The 18,560-nt window shown below is 35.8% G+C and carries 13 protein-coding genes and 4 pseudogenes; 9 read left to right on the top strand and 8 right to left on the bottom strand.

Features of this window, described 5'->3' with window-relative positions:
- Nucleotides 1–37 precede the first annotated feature (37 nt).
- Nucleotides 38–499, top strand: coding sequence for a HesB/IscA family protein (locus OPR60_RS03725; protein WP_010081891.1), 462 nt, complete (start codon nucleotides 38–40; stop codon nucleotides 497–499).
- Nucleotides 500–804: 305 nt separating this feature from the next.
- Nucleotides 805–1,479, top strand: a complete 675-nt coding sequence (locus OPR60_RS03720) for an ABC transporter ATP-binding protein (RefSeq protein ID WP_065095009.1) — start codon at nucleotides 805–807, stop codon at nucleotides 1,477–1,479.
- A 238-nt stretch (nucleotides 1,480–1,717) separates the two neighbouring features.
- Here the strand turns inward: OPR60_RS03720 and OPR60_RS03710 are convergent, their stop codons facing one another.
- On the bottom strand, nucleotides 1,718–2,416 hold the full coding sequence (locus OPR60_RS03710; protein ID WP_265040056.1) for an alpha/beta hydrolase: 699 nt from the start codon (nucleotides 2,414–2,416) through the stop codon (nucleotides 1,718–1,720).
- 155 nt (nucleotides 2,417–2,571) lie between these two features.
- Between OPR60_RS03710 and OPR60_RS03705 the strand changes: the two genes are divergently transcribed.
- On the top strand, nucleotides 2,572–3,708 hold the full coding sequence (locus tag OPR60_RS03705) for a cysteine desulfurase family protein (protein WP_065095011.1): 1,137 nt from the start codon (nucleotides 2,572–2,574) through the stop codon (nucleotides 3,706–3,708).
- A gap of 1,080 nt (nucleotides 3,709–4,788) precedes the next feature.
- Nucleotides 4,789–5,526 (top strand): WD_0702 family putative metalloprotease, encoded by a 738-nt coding sequence (locus OPR60_RS03700; RefSeq protein WP_065095012.1) that lies wholly within the window; start codon nucleotides 4,789–4,791, stop codon nucleotides 5,524–5,526.
- 39 nt (nucleotides 5,527–5,565) lie between these two features.
- On the opposite strand, the pseudogene OPR60_RS07020 reads toward OPR60_RS03700, so the two are convergent.
- The 3 genes and pseudogenes from OPR60_RS07020 to OPR60_RS03685 form a co-directional block, all read right to left on the bottom strand.
- A pseudogene (locus tag OPR60_RS07020) lies at nucleotides 5,566–5,736 on the bottom strand (WPE palindromic element domain-containing protein); the annotation flags it as partial.
- A 77-nt stretch (nucleotides 5,737–5,813) separates the two neighbouring features.
- Complete coding sequence (locus OPR60_RS03690) at nucleotides 5,814–6,566, bottom strand: IS5 family transposase (protein ID WP_265039632.1); 753 nt, start codon at nucleotides 6,564–6,566, stop codon at nucleotides 5,814–5,816.
- A gap of 108 nt (nucleotides 6,567–6,674) precedes the next feature.
- A complete protein-coding gene (locus tag OPR60_RS03685; RefSeq protein ID WP_265039632.1) occupies nucleotides 6,675–7,427 on the bottom strand; it encodes an IS5 family transposase in 753 nt (250 codons plus the stop codon).
- A 255-nt stretch (nucleotides 7,428–7,682) separates the two neighbouring features.
- On the opposite strand from OPR60_RS03685, the gene tsaD reads away from it, so the two are divergent.
- Together tsaD and OPR60_RS03675 are read left to right on the top strand one after the other, a co-directional pair.
- Nucleotides 7,683–8,690 (top strand): tRNA (adenosine(37)-N6)-threonylcarbamoyltransferase complex transferase subunit TsaD, encoded by a 1,008-nt coding sequence (gene tsaD, locus OPR60_RS03680; protein ID WP_065095013.1) that lies wholly within the window; start codon nucleotides 7,683–7,685, stop codon nucleotides 8,688–8,690.
- A gap of 277 nt (nucleotides 8,691–8,967) precedes the next feature.
- The gene (locus OPR60_RS03675; RefSeq protein ID WP_265039632.1) at nucleotides 8,968–9,720 is read left to right on the top strand and encodes an IS5 family transposase; all 753 of its coding nucleotides are present in this window, start codon (nucleotides 8,968–8,970) and stop codon (nucleotides 9,718–9,720) included.
- An 876-nt stretch (nucleotides 9,721–10,596) separates the two neighbouring features.
- Here OPR60_RS03675 and OPR60_RS03670 read toward each other — a convergent pair.
- Nucleotides 10,597–11,373, bottom strand: a pseudogene (locus OPR60_RS03670) (ankyrin repeat domain-containing protein); the annotation flags it as partial.
- A gap of 1,180 nt (nucleotides 11,374–12,553) precedes the next feature.
- The gene (gene htpG / locus OPR60_RS03665; protein ID WP_265040055.1) at nucleotides 12,554–14,458 is read right to left on the bottom strand and encodes a molecular chaperone HtpG; all 1,905 of its coding nucleotides are present in this window, start codon (nucleotides 14,456–14,458) and stop codon (nucleotides 12,554–12,556) included.
- Nucleotides 14,459–14,867: 409 nt separating this feature from the next.
- Between htpG and OPR60_RS03660 the strand changes: the two genes are divergently transcribed.
- Nucleotides 14,868–15,620, top strand: a complete 753-nt coding sequence (locus OPR60_RS03660) for an IS5 family transposase (RefSeq protein WP_265039632.1) — start codon at nucleotides 14,868–14,870, stop codon at nucleotides 15,618–15,620.
- 18 nt (nucleotides 15,621–15,638) lie between these two features.
- Here OPR60_RS03660 and OPR60_RS03655 read toward each other — a convergent pair.
- Together OPR60_RS03655 and OPR60_RS03650 are read right to left on the bottom strand one after the other, a co-directional pair.
- Nucleotides 15,639–15,839, bottom strand: a pseudogene (locus OPR60_RS03655) (helix-turn-helix transcriptional regulator); the annotation flags it as partial.
- A gap of 18 nt (nucleotides 15,840–15,857) precedes the next feature.
- A complete protein-coding gene (locus OPR60_RS03650) occupies nucleotides 15,858–16,772 on the bottom strand; it encodes a hypothetical protein (protein ID WP_265040054.1) in 915 nt (304 codons plus the stop codon).
- Nucleotides 16,773–17,094: 322 nt separating this feature from the next.
- Between OPR60_RS03650 and OPR60_RS03645 the strand changes: the two genes are divergently transcribed.
- Nucleotides 17,095–18,015: an Rpn family recombination-promoting nuclease/putative transposase gene (locus tag OPR60_RS03645; protein ID WP_265040053.1), complete on the top strand. Its 921-nt coding sequence runs from the start codon at nucleotides 17,095–17,097 to the stop codon at nucleotides 18,013–18,015.
- Nucleotides 18,016–18,554: pseudogene (locus OPR60_RS06670) on the top strand (pyrimidine dimer DNA glycosylase/endonuclease V).
- The last annotated feature ends 6 nt before the right edge of the window (nucleotides 18,555–18,560 follow it).

Below are 18,560 nucleotides of genomic sequence, written 5' to 3'. Positions count from 1 at the left end.
TACTATAATAAGTTATCAATAATAAACGGTGGTTACTATGTCAACAAATTACAACATCAACTTAACTGATAATGCACTAAAAAAAATCCACTCTCTTGCAGAGCAGGAAGGGGATAAGAGTTCCATTTTACGGGTTGCAGTTTCAGGTGGTGGATGTTCTGGCTTCAAATACAATTTTCTTATGGATCAAATGAATAAAAATCTATCTTTGGATGATGAAGACGATGATTACGATGATGAGTTTGATGACGAAGACGAAGATGATGATTATGAAGAAAGCGAGGACTATAGAAGCCACTCCAGTTTTAGCGAAAAAGGTAAAGATATAGTAATTAATGATGAAAATGGCAATCCTGTATTAATGGTTGATAATTGTTCAGCAAAATTTTTAAATAACTCAGTTATAGATTATACTGAGGATCTCAGTGGTTCTGGTTTTCAAATAAAGAATGCCTTTGCTAAATCCCAGTGTGGTTGTGGCAACAGCTTCTCAGTTTAGTCAAAAATTTGATGTCATTCCAGTGCGTGACACTGGAATCCAGCCTTTTACGAAATCCCATCACAAACGTTGTGTTTTAACATAGGATTAGCTACTTTTATGCTCACCAACTTAATAAAATTCCTGGATCCCAGTGTCAGCTACTTGGATGACACTCTTCTCTGGTGGAGGGTGCTCTCAAGTCACAACGTTCATATAGTTGTATACTTGACACTGAGGTTTATTCTTCTATTTCTTTTTTACTGGTTATGCACTATCATTTGCTATGCAAGCACAACATTTGTATGGTTATAGGTCTTTTAAACATGGGTGGTAATGTAGCACTAGAACTAACTTCTGTAGATAAAAGCTTCAAGGACAATTCTGCTGTTGTAAAGGATATCAACTTAAGTGTTACAAGAGGGCAAGTAGTAGCGCTGATTGGCAATTCAGGTGCAGGGAAAACAACTATATTGCAAATCGCAGGCTTGTTGGATAAGCCAACTTCAGGTATAGTTACGATAGATGGAATAAATTGCACACAAGCCAGTAATAAGCATAAAACTCATGTAAGAAGAAATTTTCTTAGTTTTGTTTATCAATTTCACTATTTGTTACAAGAGTTATCGGTGTTGGAAAATATTATGCTTCCTCAACTCATTGCAGGAAAAAGCAAAGCTGAAGCAAAAAAAAATTCGCAAGCAACATTGGAAAAATTTGGTCTGGAAAACAAAGCAAGTAGCATGGTATCTGAAGTTTCAGGTGGGGAAAGGCAGAGAGTTGCAATTGCAAGAAGCATTGTAAATTCTCCAAAGCTTTTACTTGCAGATGAGCCAACAGGAAACTTAGATCCAACAAATTCTTTTAACGTGTTTTTACTGCTACATTCATACGTAAAGGAAAATAACAGCTCTATGCTTATAGTAACACACAATCATCTCCTTGCAGAAAAGGCAGACTGCATTTTCCAATTGAGAGATCGATCATTAGTGAAGTTGTGAGTAGGAAAAATAGCACAATTTCTATGCCTTATACTTATCTAACCAATGATCATTAACAGAGTACAACTCGCATGAAATGCTTTCATTGCTTTTTATACACGGACTTTTTAACTTACGCTGTTTACTTAGGGAACACCCCGATAACATAAACACAGCTAAAACAAAAAATAATAGCTTTTTAAACATAACAAAACCTTTTCATTTATATTACTACACTCATTTCTCTTGTTTGTAAAGATTAGGCATATTCTTTTACCCTTACCTCTTTTTTGACCTTTTGAGAAGAAATAGTTGCACTATTCAAGCGCAGTTTTATATAATTGTCCACGATTTGAGTCACTTCCTCTTCTTTATCCTTTAGAAAGTGATTAGTATCATCTATTATATGGTATTTCATGTGATCACTTCTTACTGAATTTATCAACCTTTTTGATAATTCTGTTACATCGCTTTCTTCTGAGATTGTATCATTACTGCTTTGTATTATAAGCCCAGAAACTGGACAGGGAGAAAGAAAAGAAAAATCGTACTTAGTTACCGGAAGAGAAAGAGCAATAAAACCCACTATCTCAGGGCGGCGCATTGTTAGCTGCATAGCCACCCATGCTCCAAAAGAAAAACCAGCGATCCAAATTGGAACATTGCTAGGATTATGTTCCTGAAGCCAATCAATGGCTACCGCAGCGTCAGTTAATTCTCCTATACCCTTATCAAAAGTTCCGGTAGATTTTCCCACACCACGAAAGTTAATTTTCAATGCAGAAAAATTGTTATCGATAAAAGACGTATATGTACTATGTACAATTTTACTATCCATATTACCACCATATTGAGGATGATGATGTAAAACCAGCACAACCGGCGCGTTGGCATCTTTGCTTTGGTGGTATTCACCTTCTATCTTTCTTGTTGCATTATTTAAAAAAACTTCAACCATGATAACTCCTAATAAGAACCCGCTTGACAGGTATTGATGACGTGAGTTATTAATTATGTATTAATTTCGCTGTTTTTGCAATAAATTTTTTATCGTGTTAAAGCTAACGTACATAGTTATGATTATAGTTGATGGTAAACTTATTTAAGTGACAGATGAGTCCATTCTCTTTAGAAAACAGTGGTTGCGTATATGCTGATTACAATGCAACTGCTCCAATTAGTGAAAATGTAAAAAAAAGTATATTTGAGGTCTTGTCAAAACAAACGCTCAATCCATCATCACTACATAAGAGAGGACAAGAAGCGAGGAAGATTCTTCAGGATGCAAGAGATAACGTACGTGGTGCTATTGGCGTCTCAAGTGATAAAGAAATAGTTTTTACGTCTGGTGCAACTGAAGCGAATAACCTTGTTATGAGAGGAATAGCAGGCTACCTGCATATAATTTCAGCTATAGAGCATCCTTCAATTCTTAATTCTGCATGTAATCCATATATAATACCTGTTAATCAGGAGGGCATTGTTGACTTTTTAGAGCTAGAAAAAATTCTAAGCGAACTTAAAGGAAACAAAGCAATAGTTTCAGTTATGATGGCAAATAACGAAACCGGAGTTATTCAACCTATTGAGGAAATAGCTAAAATAGTACACAAGTTTGGAGCAATTTGCCACACTGACACTGCTCAAAGTGTTGGGAAAATTAAAGTTAATATGGAAGATTTAGGAGTGGATTTACTCACTTTATCCGCCCATAAATTTGGCGGTGTAGCAGGCAGTGGAGTTTTAATATTCAATAAAGAACTTGCGATAGAACCTATTATAATAGGTGGTGGACAAGAGAAGGGATTTCGTGGTGGTACGGAAAATATTGTTGCAATTGCAGGCCTTTCTGCCGCATTGCAAAATATTCCAGATCTTCTATCAAAAATGGATGAAGTAAAGGAGCTACGCGATCAATTAGAGTGTGAATTATTAAATCTTGCCAGTGACATAAGGATCTTCGGTAAAGACTCAAAGAGGCTGCCAAACACAAGTTTTATTTATATGCCAGGAGTAAAGAGTGATGTGCAGCTCATGCATTTTGACTTGAATCATATTGCAGTTAGTAATGGTTCCGCATGTTCTTCTGGAAAAGTTGAGCCTTCCCATGTTTTGCTTGCAATGGGGGCAACAAAAGAGCAAGCAGAGTGTTCAATTAGAATCAGTATAGGTCCAGAAACTAAACCACAAGACATAAAAAAAATAGTGGATTGTTGGTATAATATCTACAAGCAGAACACCTTGGTATAGATAATACGTGGTATCATGCAGGGAGCTATAAATTAGATGTAAAAAATTCCTTTACAAGTTTCGCCAGCCCCCTTATCATGAAACTGAAGCTATTTATTTATCTTCTCTGTACAGATTAAATGACAAAAAAACTCACGTATCTGGCGTCTCATGTTTAATTTTTTGCACTATGTGCATTCTATGTCTTTATCAAATTTCTGGGTTTTTACCTACACAAGCTGAAATACGCTTATAAAGCATTTAAAACATTAAAAAACGCCAACTTAAAAAATGGATAGTGAATAACTAGCTACCCTAGGGTTTCTTTTGCCTTTTTTTCTGTTTAGTAAATTTCTTAACGTTTATAATTTAGATTAGTTGCAGCTTAAAAGCAGCTGAATCGCGGTTATTAAGTGTTTAGAATAAAAAAACGCCATACTTGAAAGTATAATGTAAGTAATTAGCCAACCACGGGGCTTCTTTTGCCTTTTTTTTCATTTGGTAAATTTCTTAATGTTTATGGCTAAAGCAATTTAAGAGACCGAAAATGGTGTCATTCCAGCGCGTGACGCTGGAATCCAGTTCTTATTACCTGGTGTAAAGTTAAGTTTCCTGGATCCCAGTGTCTGGGCACTGGGATGACGCCTCTGGGCACTGCCGTCATAAAGGAACCAGTGTCAGCTACTTGAATGACATCATAGGGGGTGCTGCCCTGACAATCGTCATCCCGCTACTTGTTAGCGGGATCTAGAGATACCGCGAATGAATCGCGGTATGACGGTTCGCGGCGGTATGACGTAGGATTGCTGTCATTCCAGTCTGGAATCCAGCCTTTATTATGCAGCCACTTGGTTGAAATTAAGTCTTCTGGATCCAAGTAGTCAGGGCACTGGGATGACACCATTTGCTGTGCAATTTACCTTCAAAAATGAATGTTCGTACAGCTATGGATTCATTCGCGGTATCTCACCATAGATCCCGCTGACAAGCAGCGGTATGACGGTTATCAGTAAACATGAATTACTTTAGCCATGCAATCAGGCTCCCTAAAAACACTTTATAGCTCTTGAGTATAAAAAAAAATTCCTTTAATAATAAGGCATGCTAATCAGGAATTTAATAAAACAAGCAACTCAAGTAGGAAGCAGTGAAAATGCAATACGGTATGTCGAATATCTCTATCAATTTGAGAAGTTTAGAAACACATTAAACCTCACTTTATCACTAATAAAGCAAAATAGGCTCTCATTTGAAATATACCAAGAGGGATTAGTGGATATGGAAGAGGGAGTGTGTAAGACAATCAGGTCTTCCAGTGTAAATAGATATGTTATTGTACTGAGGAAGTCAAACCCATACATTATAGTGCATGAACTTTCACACATGGTTGAAAATGAACTGAACTTAAGTTTGGAACAGGAATTTCTCCATAAAGTTTACCAGGATATTGAGCAGAACCTAAAGCAAGCAAATATTCTTGTGCAGAAAATTATCGGCCAAGTTATATTTAAAGAGATACAGGCTTATCAAACTGCAAAATCACGTGCATCTGAATTATTTGCACGCTACTTTGAGCTGTTTGCTTGGGCGCAGGAGGTTTACCCTAAAGATAAAGAATACTTAATCCGCACTCAAGACTTAAACAAAGTGTTCCTTGCTACTGATCAATGGAAAAAGAGCTACCTGGATCCACAAATGATGGAGAGAATAGATAAGGAAATTAAGGAATACAGCAATAAAACTGCCACTAAAGACGTAACCAAAGTGCAAAGCAGTTGGACTAATAAATTTTCTCCTGGGGGCAAAAAAATTAGCTCCATATTTGAAGATGATGATTAGCTTATAGTGCAGGTTTTCCTACGTCATACCGCTGCGAACCGTCATACCGCGATTCATTCTTTTGGTGTACGAACATTGCAATTTGCAGGTAATTTGAGTAGTAGATGGTGTCATTCCAGTGCTTGACACTGGAATCCAGTTTCTATTGTACAGCCACCTGGTGTGCTCATTTAAAGTGAAGTTTTCTGGATCCCAGTGTCTAGGCACTGGGATGACACCATTCTTTTTCCTGGATCCCAGTGTCTGGGCACTGGAATGACACCTTCCTAGGCTCTGTGGACAAAATTTTAGAGAAGCCATACAAGAGCTCCAACAAAATTGAGAAAACCAATAAAAACCTCAGCAGTTTTATCAAATCTGGAAAAAATGCGCCTAAAATTTTTAATTTTACCAAAAAAACACTCAATCAAATGACGTTCTTTGTAGATATGCTCATCGTAATACCTTTGCACTTTTCGATTCCGTTTTGGCGGAATAACTACTGTACATCCCTTGTCTTCAAGACTTGTAACAAAGGCATTGCTATCGTAGCCCTTGTCAGCTACTACAGTAGAGTTATAGATACTTTCGGTCAACACTTGTGCCTGCGTAATTTCATTTCTTTGACCAGGAGTCAGAGTAAATTTAAGTGGATTTCCAAGTGCATCGACAAGCGCATGTATTTTAGTTGTAAAGCCACCTTTGCTCCTCCCTAAAGCTTCTTGATCCTTGGAGTTTTTTGTATATCCAGATGAACATGGATGGGCTCGGATGATCGTACCGTCGATTATAGCAACTTCTAAATCAGGCTCTTGTTTAGTATATTCAAGCAATTTTTTCCAGACATCTCTTTCACACCATCTTTTAAATCGCTTATGTATACTCCTGTAATTACCATAAGTTTTTGGTAAAAGTCTCCATTGGCAACCACTTCGCACTATGTACCACACTGCCTCTATGAATATTCTTAAACGTTTTTCATCTTTGCTGTGCATTCCTTTTACGCTTTTTATGAACTCTAAAATTTGTTTCCAATTTTCCTCTTTGATGTAATATTGCATATGGTAGTTTCTCCATCTTTTACCTATTAGGCTAAACTACCATCTTTTTCTCTCTTTTCATATTTTTTGTCCACAGAGCCTAGAACACTAGGCTCTGTGGACAAAATTTTAGAGAAGCCATACAAGAGCTCCAACAAAATTGAGAAAACCAATAAAAACCTCAGCAGTTTTATCAAATCTGGAAAAAATGCGCCTAAAATTTTTAATTTTACCAAAAAAACACTCAATCAAATGACGTTCTTTGTAGATATGCTCATCGTAATACCTTTGCACTTTTCGATTCCGTTTTGGCGGAATAACTACTGTACATCCCTTGTCTTCAAGACTTGTAACAAAGGCATTGCTATCGTAGCCCTTGTCAGCTACTACAGTAGAGTTATAGATACTTTCGGTCAACACTTGTGCCTGCGTAATTTCATTTCTTTGACCAGGAGTCAGAGTAAATTTAAGTGGATTTCCAAGTGCATCGACAAGCGCATGTATTTTAGTTGTAAAGCCACCTTTGCTCCTCCCTAAAGCTTCTTGATCCTTGGAGTTTTTTGTATATCCAGATGAACATGGATGGGCTCGGATGATCGTACCGTCGATTATAGCAACTTCTAAATCAGGCTCTTGTTTAGTATATTCAAGCAATTTTTTCCAGACATCTCTTTCACACCATCTTTTAAATCGCTTATGTATACTCCTGTAATTACCATAAGTTTTTGGTAAAAGTCTCCATTGGCAACCACTTCGCACTATGTACCACACTGCCTCTATGAATATTCTTAAACGTTTTTCATCTTTGCTGTGCATTCCTTTTACGCTTTTTATGAACTCTAAAATTTGTTTCCAATTTTCCTCTTTGATGTAATATTGCATATGGTAGTTTCTCCATTTTTTACCTATTAGGCTAAACTACCATCTTTTTCTCTCTTTTCATATTTTTTGTCCACAGAGCCTAGTGGAAATTGCTCTCAAATCATAATGTTCGTACAGTTGTGCGCGGCATCTCATCAGCTAACAAGCAGCGGGATGACGGTTGTCGGTAAATCTTTTAGCTGTAGAAGTTAACTTTGCAGTTAACTTCTACAGCGTTTCAAGATATAGTTTTGACAATAAAGTGCTCGAATATACATGAAAACCATTTTAGCTGTTGAAACAAGCTGCGACGAAACTGCAGTAGCGATTGTAAATAGTGACAAGCAAGTCCTTGCTCACGAAATTCTCTCCCAAGCAGAACACAAAAAACGTGGTGGAGTGATCCCTGAAATAGCTTCACGTGCTCATATGAAGCATTTAAGTGGTCTAATAAAAAGCGCCGTGGAAAAATCTAACCTTAACTTTTGTGACCTCAATGCGATTGCAGCAACATCAGGACCAGGACTCATAGGTGGATTAATAGTTGGTACAATGATGGCTAAAGCAATTGCGCATGTAGCACAAAAACCGTTCATTGCAGTGAATCACTTAGAAGCGCATGCATTGGTTATTAGGTTACTGCATGAGGTAAAATTTCCATTTTTAGTCCTACTAATATCAGGTGGTCACTGTCAATTTTTAATTGCACAGGATGTAGGTAAATACATTAAACTTGGAGAAACGCTCGATGATTCACTAGGAGAAGCATTTGATAAAGTTGCTAAGATGCTGGGTTTAAGCTATCCCGGAGGGCCATTAATTGAAAAGTTAGCTAAAAAAGGCAATGGTGCAAGATTTAAATTGCCAAGGGCAATGATAAAACGTTCTGGATGTAACTTTTCGTTTTCTGGAATTAAAACAGCAGTAAAAAACTTAGTGCAAGAACTTAAAATGAGCGAGCAAGATGTGTGTGATGTATGTGCTTCGTTTCAAGAGTGTATTAGTGACATACTGCTGGACAGGGTTAGTAATGCGATTATTATGGCCGAATCTTTAAATATCAAAATCAATGACTTTGTGATTACCGGCGGAGTTGCAGCAAATAATTTCTTGAGAGAAAAATTAAAACAACACATAAACTTAAACATATTTTTTCCTCCCAACAACCTATGTACAGATAATGCAATAATGGTTGGATGGGCAGGAATTGAAATGTTACAGAAAAGCTATATAGATTCTCTCAATTTTGCACCAAGACCTAAGTGGGAGTTAGAGAGTTATTAAAAGCTCTCAATTCTGAATTATAGCTAAAGTGACTTAGGTTCTCTAATTGCACATAAGTCAACAATAATTTTCACACAAATCAAAACAGCATATCTTCTCCATAATCCTTGGTAATTTTACATAAGTTAAAAGTAGCATATGGTTTTCTCCGCGGTCTGAGATGACAATAAATTTGTCAAGCCGCATTATACTTGTTAGGCTCTGTGGACAAAAAATATGAAAAGAGAGAAAAAGATGGTAGTTTAGCCTAATAGGTAAAAAATGGAGAAACTACCATATGCAATATTACATCAAAGAGGAAAATTGGAAACAAATTTTAGAGTTCATAAAAAGCGTAAAAGGAATGCACAGCAAAGATGAAAAACGTTTAAGAATATTCATAGAGGCAGTGTGGTACATAGTGCGAAGTGGTTGCCAATGGAGACTTTTACCAAAAACTTATGGTAATTACAGGAGTATACATAAGCGATTTAAAAGATGGTGTGAAAGAGATGTCTGGAAAAAATTGCTTGAATATACTAAACAAGAGCCTGATTTAGAAGTTGCTATAATCGACGGTACGATCATCCGAGCCCATCCATGTTCATCTGGATATACAAAAAACTCCAAGGATCAAGAAGCTTTAGGGAGGAGCAAAGGTGGCTTTACAACTAAAATACATGCGCTTGTCGATGCACTTGGAAATCCACTTAAATTTACTCTGACTCCTGGTCAAAGAAATGAAATTACGCAGGCACAAGTGTTGACCGAAAGTATCTATAACTCTACTGTAGTAGCTGACAAGGGCTACGATAGCAATGCCTTTGTTACAAGTCTTGAAGACAAGGGATGTACAGTAGTTATTCCGCCAAAACGGAATCGAAAAGTGCAAAGGTATTACGATGAGCATATCTACAAAGAACGTCATTTGATTGAGTGTTTTTTTGGTAAAATTAAAAATTTTAGGCGCATTTTTTCCAGATTTGATAAAACTGCTGAGGTTTTTATTGGTTTTCTCAATTTTGTTGGAGCTCTTGTATGGCTTCTCTAAAATTTTGTCCACAGAGCCTAGTTCAATGGCTTTTTCAAATTGATCTTTACTAGTCTTCTCAAGAAACGTTAATACGTTTGAATGAGCTTGCTTTCTACCTTCCTCATAGTCTTTACAAACCTCTCGTGCGTATTGTATGGTTTCTTCAGTTATAACAGCACCTTTCTTTACATACGATTCTATTTTTTTCAGATCACCTTGTTCAATGGCCTTTTTAAGTAGCTGTTCATTATAAATATCCACAAGAAACGTTAATACGCTTGAATGAGCTTGCTTTTTATCTTTCTTACAATTTTTACAAGCATTTTGTGCGCATTGTATGATTTCTCCAGATATAACAGTATCTTCCTTTACAAGAGATTTTATTCTTTCCAGATTACCTTGTTTAATGGCCGCTCTAATATGAATATTCACAAGAAACATTAATACGCTTGAATGAGCTTGCTTTTTATCTTCCTCACATTTTTCATAAACACCTCGTGCGTATTGTATGGCTTTTTCAGTTATAACAGCATCCTTACTCTCAAGCAATTCTATTACTTCCAGATTACCTGCTTCAATGGCTTTTTTAAATTGATCTTTACTAGTCTTCTCAAGAAACTTTAATACGCTTGAATGAGCTTGCTTTCTATCTTCCTTATAGTTTTTACAAACATCTTTTGCATATTGTACAATTTCTTCAGTTATAACAGCACCTTTCTTTACATACGATTCTATTTTTTTCAGATCACCTTGTTCAATGGCCTTTTTAAATAGCTGTTCATTATGAATATTCACAGGAAACGTTAATACGCTTAAATGAGCTTGCTTTTTATCTTCCTCACATTTTTCATAAACACCTCGTGCGTATTGTATGGCTTTTTCAGTTATAACAGCATCATTATTCACAAGCAATTCTATTACTTCCAGATTACCTGCTTTAATAGCTACACTTAAAGGACTCTCACGATGACTATTTTTAGCATTAACATCCTTACCGTTCGCAAGAAGTCTTTTAGCCCTGTCAATATTACCTTCCTTAGCAGCATGATGCAAAAGCCCTCCTGGGTGTAACACGTTAAGAAGGAATGATTTAGTTCCTGAAGCTACCATGTCTAAAAATGTCTTACCAGATTTATCTTTAATTTCCTCATTAGCTCCCTCTTTTAAAAGCAACCTTACTATTTCATCCTTATTGGAAGCAGCAGCATAATGTAGAGCTGTTTTGCCATCGCTATCTTGAGTGTCAATCTTAGCACCACTTTCAACAAGTAACATTACCATTTTATTAACATTCTGAATGTCACCATAAGAGGAAACGGCATAATGTAAAGCTGTTTTGTTATTCCTATCTTGAATATTAACATCAGCGCCATTTTTAATAAGTGAGTTTACTAAATCATAATCGCCTTTTTCTACAGCATAGTGCAAAAGTTTTATAGCAGGATCTCTACTCTCAGTATCTTTAAATTTATCTAGTATCGCTTCCACGCATTTCTGATTGCCAATTGACGACGCCCTTTTAAGCTTTTCACATATACCACGCCAAGATAGAATAGAATCTAGTTCTTTTTCTAAATGCTCTAACAAAAATTTAATATAGCATCTCTTACCAGCACCAATAAGCAGACTATCAAGCTCTTCATCTTGCGTGAATAATATACCTTCGTGCATCTTTACACATCTTTCCACAAGCGTATCATTAGCTGCAATGGCTAGAAGTACCAATTCTTTTACCGTACCATTCTCTTTTTTATATATTTTTTCTATGAGCACTTTACGCACGCGCTCATGATCTGTTTGTGCCGTCAAATTAAGTTGCTGTGAGCAAAAATCCTTCAGATCTTTAAGATCAGGGTTAATAGGTATGTCATCTTTCTCTTCCTTTATATTACCCATAACTTCATCCAAATTCGTATAATCACCATTTTTTGCTTTATTTATAATATCTACCAATTTATCAAAGGCTAAACTTTTAGGAATGATATCAAATAAATTATCAACATCTGAATCCACCTCTGCTGGCGAACCTGCAACAACTGCATTATCGGCACCTTTAAAATACTTATTGATATCATCTAGTAAATTTTCTCTACCAGTTTTTAACTGCTCGGGAATGGTAAGTGTTACTTTACCTTCTTCATACTCTACCTTACCATTCTGAGATTTAAGCGTGAACTCTAAAATAGCATCAAGCCTGCATATTTCTATATTTGTATCCTGTTGCTTAACAGGCATACTTGGACAATACTGAATATTTAGGGAATCTTGGCTATTACATATAATACTTATCTTTCTATCGTTAGCGTCAGGCAATTGTAGGTTATACTCAAAAAATATAGGAAAGAGCTGCATGAGCAAAGAGCCGTCATACCCGGCTTGATTGCAATTAGTAATTAACTCTTTCAGTATATGATCATCTGGAACTTCTGCCTTAGCATGCTTAAACATTTCTATTAAAACATGCTTTACAACTTGGCGTTTACTACTTTGAAGCTCTTGATTATACTTATCACACAACTGGCCAACAAAATCTTTACTTATGGTTTTACCATTGATTATAAAATTCATTCTAGGTAAGTCTTTATAAGCTTGCTTACCAGAATTCGCATCAGCATTATTTTTGTCTGCCCTTACTTGACTGAGCAAAGATTGCGTTAGCTTAAATTCTGATCTAGTCGCTCTGTTGGTATTTTGTTCTTCTTCAGCCTCTGAACAATTACCTGAATCCCCAGAATTTTTCGTACTTTTAACTTTATTTTCTTTTGCAGTATCTACTGCTGGTGGCATGAGCCCACCAAGTAAACTCCAAATCATGTTTTACCCCTAATTAATAGCTAAGTTAAGTATAGCATTAAACAGAAATCTTGCCAAGCAAATTATTAACTCTCTTAGCAAACAGACTTACATCATCCATCTCTTCACCTTCCACTATACAAGCTTGGTAAAACAATAAGTGAACCATGTCCTCCAATGTTGGGTTTTCACCACTTTCAGCATAAGATTTCATTATATTTTTTATTACAGGATGTTTAGTGTTAATTTCCAGCACCTTTGGCGTGCGGTAATTTAGCTGCTTTTGTTCGCGCAAGAAACGCTCCATGCGAAGATCCATAGCACCTTCATCAACCGCTAGGCATACGGGACTACCGGTTAACTTTTTGGAAATTTTTACGCTTTTTACTGAATTGCCAAGAACTTTGGTGAAATATTGCATTATAGAATCTGTATTTTCCTCAGTTTTTTCTTCTTTCGATTTATTTTCTTTATCTTTCTTATCTTCTTCTGAAGAGAATTTTTCCAAATCAACATCTGCGCGGGTTACAGACTTGATTTTCTGATCTTTATATTCATGAATCACGCTAGTCCAGAAATCATCAACTGGATCAACAAATAGGAGCACTTCTAGTCCTTTACTGACGAATCCTTCAAGTTGTGGACTGTTTTTCACTGAATCCAAGCTATTTCCGGTGAGATAATAGATATGCTCCTGCTCAGGCTTCATTCTGCTTATATAGTCATCAATGCTGACTAATTTCTCATCACCAGTGCTCTGAAATCTGCAAATTGAGAGCAGCGCTTCTCTCTCATCAGTTGGCATAGCTTCACAAAGACCCTCTTTTAATACTGCACCAAAATTGGTCCAGAATTTTGTGTACTCTTCCAAATTCTCTTTTGCCTTTTTACCGAGCTCTGATATCGCGCGTTTAGTGAGGGATTTCCTGATTTGCTCAACAACACGATTATTCTGCAGCGTTTCTCTGCTGATATTAAGAGGCAAGTACGGTGAATCAACCACGCCTTTCAGAAAACGCAAGTATTGTGGTATGATCTGTACGTTATCTTCAGTAATAAATACCTTGTTTACATATAACTTCACAGAGCAACGTCTATCTGGATGAAATAAATCAAAAGGTTTAATAGAGGGAACATAAAGCAAATTCGTATATTCTATTGCACCTTCATTTTTATTATGCAATATCATCCAAGGTTCACCACCAACATGCGCAACACTGCGGAAAAAATCGTTGTGCTCCTCCTGAGTAACGTCATTTTTTGGCTTAGTCCAAATTGCAGCCTTACTGTTTAACTTTTCACTTTTTCCTTCTTCATCTATGAATTCAACAGGAAAATTTATATGATCAGAGTAAGTAGTGACAATGTTTTCAACACGAAATTTATCTAAAAACTCATTTTCTTCAGGATGCATAATGAGTGTAATTTTGGTTCCGCGAGGGACTTGATTATCTGATTTACTTATTGAATATTCTCCATCTCCCTTGGATTTCCAGACCCAAGACTCCTCCTCTCCAGCTTTTCTTGATTCTACTATTACTTCCGATGCAACCATAAAGCTTGAATAAAAACCAACACCAAACTTACCTATCAGCTCTACAGTTTGACTTGAATCTTTATTATTCTTGATCGCATCTAAGAACTTTTGCGTACCAGAGCTTGCAATTGTACCAAGGTTATCTATTAAATCTTGTCTGTTCATTCCGACGCCATTATCAGTGATATATAGCTCGTTCTTATCTTTATTGGAGCTAATAGTGATTTTTAATTCATCACTCAAATCTAGCAAATTAGGGTTTAGTTGAGATTCATAGCGCAACTTATCACATGCATCTGATGCATTTGATATCAATTCACGCAGAAAAATGTCTTTATTGGTGTAAAGTGAATGAATCACTATATTCAGTACTTTCCCTACCTCAGCGTCAAATTTTAAATTTTCAGTTTCTTGTACATTATGCATTTTGAGCTCCATTATTTGCCTACTACCCTAATAATTTAAGTATTGAATCACGATCTTTCAAGGTCACGTACACCAAAATTAATGTGGGTGTAGTTATTATGACACCCAATTTATGGGATCTCTTGCATAACAAACTTTTAGCAGCGCATTGGATGAAACGAAAAACTTCCTTAACACCCTTCGCCAGCCCCCTTATCATGAAACTGAAGCTATTTATTTATCTTCGCAATCTCTGCAGTGGATTAATGACAAAAAAACTTAATGTATTTGGCGTAAATCATGCTTAATTTTTTGCACTATGTGCACCTCATGTCTTTATCAAATTTCTAGGCTCTGTGGACAAAAAATATGAAAAGAGAGAAAAAGATGGTAGTTTAGCCTAATAGGTAAAAAATGGAGAAACTACCATATGCAATATTACATCAAAGAGGAAAATTGGAAACAAATTTTAGAGTTCATAAAAAGCGTAAAAGGAATGCACAGCAAAGATGAAAAACGTTTAAGAATATTCATAGAGGCAGTGTGGTACATAGTGCGAAGTGGTTGCCAATGGAGACTTTTACCAAAAACTTATGGTAATTACAGGAGTATACATAAGCGATTTAAAAGATGGTGTGAAAGAGATGTCTGGAAAAAATTGCTTGAATATACTAAACAAGAGCCTGATTTAGAAGTTGCTATAATCGACGGTACGATCATTCGAGCCCATCCATGTTCATCTGGATATACAAAAAACTCCAAGGATCAAGAAGCTTTAGGGAGGAGCAAAGGTGGCTTTACAACTAAAATACATGCGCTTGTCGATGCACTTGGAAATCCACTTAAATTTACTCTGACTCCTGGTCAAAGAAATGAAATTACGCAGGCACAAGTGTTGACCGAAAGTATCTATAACTCTACTGTAGTAGCTGACAAGGGCTACGATAGCAATGCCTTTGTTACAAGTCTTGAAGACAAGGGATGTACAGTAGTTATTCCGCCAAAACGGAATCGAAAAGTGCAAAGGTATTACGATGAGCATATCTACAAAGAACGTCATTTGATTGAGTGTTTTTTTGGTAAAATTAAAAATTTTAGGCGCATTTTTTCCAGATTTGATAAAACTGCTGAGGTTTTTATTGGTTTTCTCAATTTTGTTGGAGCTCTTGTATGGCTTCTCTAAAATTTTGTCCACAGAGCCTAGATCTCTAGCACTCGTTGATAATGCTTTTGCTATGACATATAATTTTTTAATTGAAATTTTACGTGTTCCTTTTTCATATTGTAATATGACCTGATATTTTGTACCGATTTTACTTGCTAAATCCTTTTGAGTATATCCCAGCCTTAATCTACGATTTCTTATCTCTTGCCTAACTTTGTAGCTTAGGCTTTCTGCCAATTCGCACACTAATGTCTTCTATTGGAATTGTTGCTTAAATAATTTCTCCCTTTCGCTTATTATTTGGTCGCTTTTGTCCTCAACCCCTCTCATCTCTCTTTCTCGTTCCTCTATAATAAACTTCATAACCTCATCTGAATATTTGCTCTTTCCACTTGCTAGTTCTGATTTTAACCTTCTTACTTTATATTCCAATTCTAAAAACCTTTCTTGTCTCATTAGCAATTCTATCATCTGATTTATTTGTAAGCGTAATTCCCCTTCTTCTAGAGCTCCTGCTATTTTGATCAGTAATAACTCATCTATTTTATAATTTACTTCAGATTGAGCTATAAATAAGTTAATCATTGCTCGTACATCAACAGGCTCGGCTACTAATACCTTAACATTACTACACACAAAACATTTTAAACTTATATTTTTTTCTAGATAATTTTTCATATCCTGCGATAAGTTCTCCTTTAATTCTTCATATGCTCCTGACAGTAACACCTCTAATTCCTTAAAAAACTCAATCTCTATATCACCCACCACAAGAATCATTAGCAGATGTTTTACTAACTCTCTATCATTTGATTTGATCGCCTGATAAATTGCTTTTTCTCTATTCTCTTCCAAATCATAAAGTTCTGATGAATCACTAAGGCTAAATAAATAGTTTGTAGCTTCTCCAGAAGCATAGGCAATATTAACTTCTCTTAGTGGATGACCATCATTAAACTTTTCTAGTAACTTACTATCAGTAGTTTCTTCTATTGCAACAGCCACTTTACTCAATTTCTTTAGCTGGTCTATACCTTCTCTTGAATCTCTAGGTGTATTTTTAACTTCATTTAGCACCTTGCTATAAAGACTTTGCTTTTCCTCACTGCTTAATAATGTACAATGCTCCTTCAGTTGTTCAGAAGTTTTAGATAGAAGTTGTATTAACATATCCTGCCTACGTTTTGTTGAAAATACTCACGCTATATTATAGAATTTTTAATTGAAAGTAAACTTGTAGGTTCATATCTAAAATAGGTATCTTTGAGACTGCTAAACTCATGGCATCCATTTCCTGGCCTTTAAAGGCACTTTATAGAAGAGTTGATAAAAAGATGTGCAAAACTACATTCAAGGCTTAAAGTACCATTTTAAGCCCACCTCTGAAGGTCGTTTTTTTCATCAACACTCTTGAATCTTACCTAAAAATAAAAACGTTGAATATTTCTTCAGAATTGTGTATAATTACTAATGCTTTTTAGGTTTTTTTCTCATGGCTCTTTCTAAGTTCCTTGACGTACGAAATGATGTCGCATTCAAAAAAATATTTGGTACTGAAAAAAATAAGGATATACTTATTCACTTCCTCAATGACATCATTGGCTTCACTGGTAAAAACCAAATAAAGGATATAGAGTTTCTAAGTACTATTCAAGACCCTGATATTGCCGCTAAAAAGCAAAGTATTGTTGACGTTCTCTGTAAAGATGAAAATGGGGTGCAAGTGATCGTCGAGATGCAAGTTGCTAAAACTAAAGGATTTGAAAAACGTGCCCAATACTATGCTGCTAAAGCTTACTCAAGGCAAGCTGATAAAGGTGACCAGTATCATAACCTTAAGGAAATTATCTTCATTGCTATAGCAGATTGTGTGCTGTTTCCTAATAAATCTGAGTACAAGTCAAAGCATACTATTCGAGATGAAGACACTAATGAGCATGATCTAAAAGATTTCTATTTTATATTTATTGAGTTGCCAAAATTTCCAAAGAATAAGGAAGATCAGTTGGAAAATATAGTTGAAAAATGGGTTTATTTTTTTCGATATGCAGACGAAACTAGTGAAGAAGAGCTGGAAAAAATAATAGGTAGTGATCTAATAATTAAAAAAGCCTATGAAGAGCTAAATAGATTCAACTGGTCAGAAAAAGAATTTATTGCCTATGAACAGGAAATAAAACGTATTCTTGATGAACAGGCTGTCCTCGCTCAAAAACTTGATGATGCTACTCAAAAAGGTAGACTAGAAGGCATCCAAATCGGACATGAAAAAGGCAGAGAAGAGGGTGAGAAGCAAGCTAAAATAGCAGTCGCAAAGAATCTACTTAAAGCAGGGGTTTCTATTGATATCATAACTGAAACTACCGGTCTTACTGCTGATGAAGTTAAATCCCTACTATCTCTGGATGCTTAAATGAATATCTTTGTATTAGACGAAAATCCTATAACTGCAGCGCAAATGTTATGCGATAAGCATATAGTGAAAATGCCATCAGAAACTGCTCAGTTACTTAGTAATATTTTTTCAACAGCATCCAAATCCTTTTGTTAGTGTAATAGATTATAATATAGAAGTTCCATACAAACTTACTCATATCCTTGTTCTTTATGGGCTAAAAGGAAACTTTTATTGGTTGATAAAGCATGGAAAAGAATTGTGCATAGAGTATAGCTTGCGATACAAAAGAACGCACAAATCCGAGAAAGTTATAGATTGGTGTGATAATAATAAGGATTTGCTAATTTTTCAATTAGCTGATATACGAGCTTTTGCAAAAGCATTACCTGATCAGTATAAATGTAGTAATCCAATAGAATCCTATAGAGAATATTACCTAAAAGAAAAGATGAAGTTTGCTAAGTGGGAAAAAAGGTAGAGAAACACCAGATTGGTTGCTAGGCTCTGTGGACAAAAAATATGAAAAGAGAGAAAAAGATGGTAGTTTAGCCTAATAGGTA

Origin of the sequence: Wolbachia endosymbiont (group A) of Trypoxylon clavicerum, assembly GCF_947251665.1 — a bacterium.
Classification (GTDB): Bacteria; Pseudomonadota; Alphaproteobacteria; order Rickettsiales; family Anaplasmataceae; genus Wolbachia; species Wolbachia pipientis.
Note: the sequence above shows the minus strand (reverse complement) of the source record. Positions and strands in the feature narration are given on the sequence as shown.

Coding starts and splice junctions, on each gene's coding strand:
- OPR60_RS03645 (WP_265040053.1), top strand. CDS start 17,095: ATGGCTCTTTCTAAGTTCCTTGACGTACGAAATGATGTCGCATTCAAA.
- OPR60_RS03685 (WP_265039632.1), bottom strand. CDS start 7,427: ATGCAATATTACATCAAAGAGGAAAATTGGAAACAAATTTTAGAGTTC.
- OPR60_RS03710 (WP_265040056.1), bottom strand. CDS start 2,416: ATGGTTGAAGTTTTTTTAAATAATGCAACAAGAAAGATAGAAGGTGAA.
- OPR60_RS03725 (WP_010081891.1), top strand. CDS start 38: ATGTCAACAAATTACAACATCAACTTAACTGATAATGCACTAAAAAAA.
- tsaD (WP_065095013.1), top strand. CDS start 7,683: ATGAAAACCATTTTAGCTGTTGAAACAAGCTGCGACGAAACTGCAGTA.
- OPR60_RS03650 (WP_265040054.1), bottom strand. CDS start 16,772: ATGTTAATACAACTTCTATCTAAAACTTCTGAACAACTGAAGGAGCAT.
- OPR60_RS03690 (WP_265039632.1), bottom strand. CDS start 6,566: ATGCAATATTACATCAAAGAGGAAAATTGGAAACAAATTTTAGAGTTC.
- OPR60_RS03705 (WP_065095011.1), top strand. CDS start 2,572: ATGAGTCCATTCTCTTTAGAAAACAGTGGTTGCGTATATGCTGATTAC.
- OPR60_RS03720 (WP_065095009.1), top strand. CDS start 805: ATGGGTGGTAATGTAGCACTAGAACTAACTTCTGTAGATAAAAGCTTC.
- OPR60_RS03660 (WP_265039632.1), top strand. CDS start 14,868: ATGCAATATTACATCAAAGAGGAAAATTGGAAACAAATTTTAGAGTTC.
- OPR60_RS03700 (WP_065095012.1), top strand. CDS start 4,789: ATGCTAATCAGGAATTTAATAAAACAAGCAACTCAAGTAGGAAGCAGT.
- htpG (WP_265040055.1), bottom strand. CDS start 14,458: ATGCATAATGTACAAGAAACTGAAAATTTAAAATTTGACGCTGAGGTA.
- OPR60_RS03675 (WP_265039632.1), top strand. CDS start 8,968: ATGCAATATTACATCAAAGAGGAAAATTGGAAACAAATTTTAGAGTTC.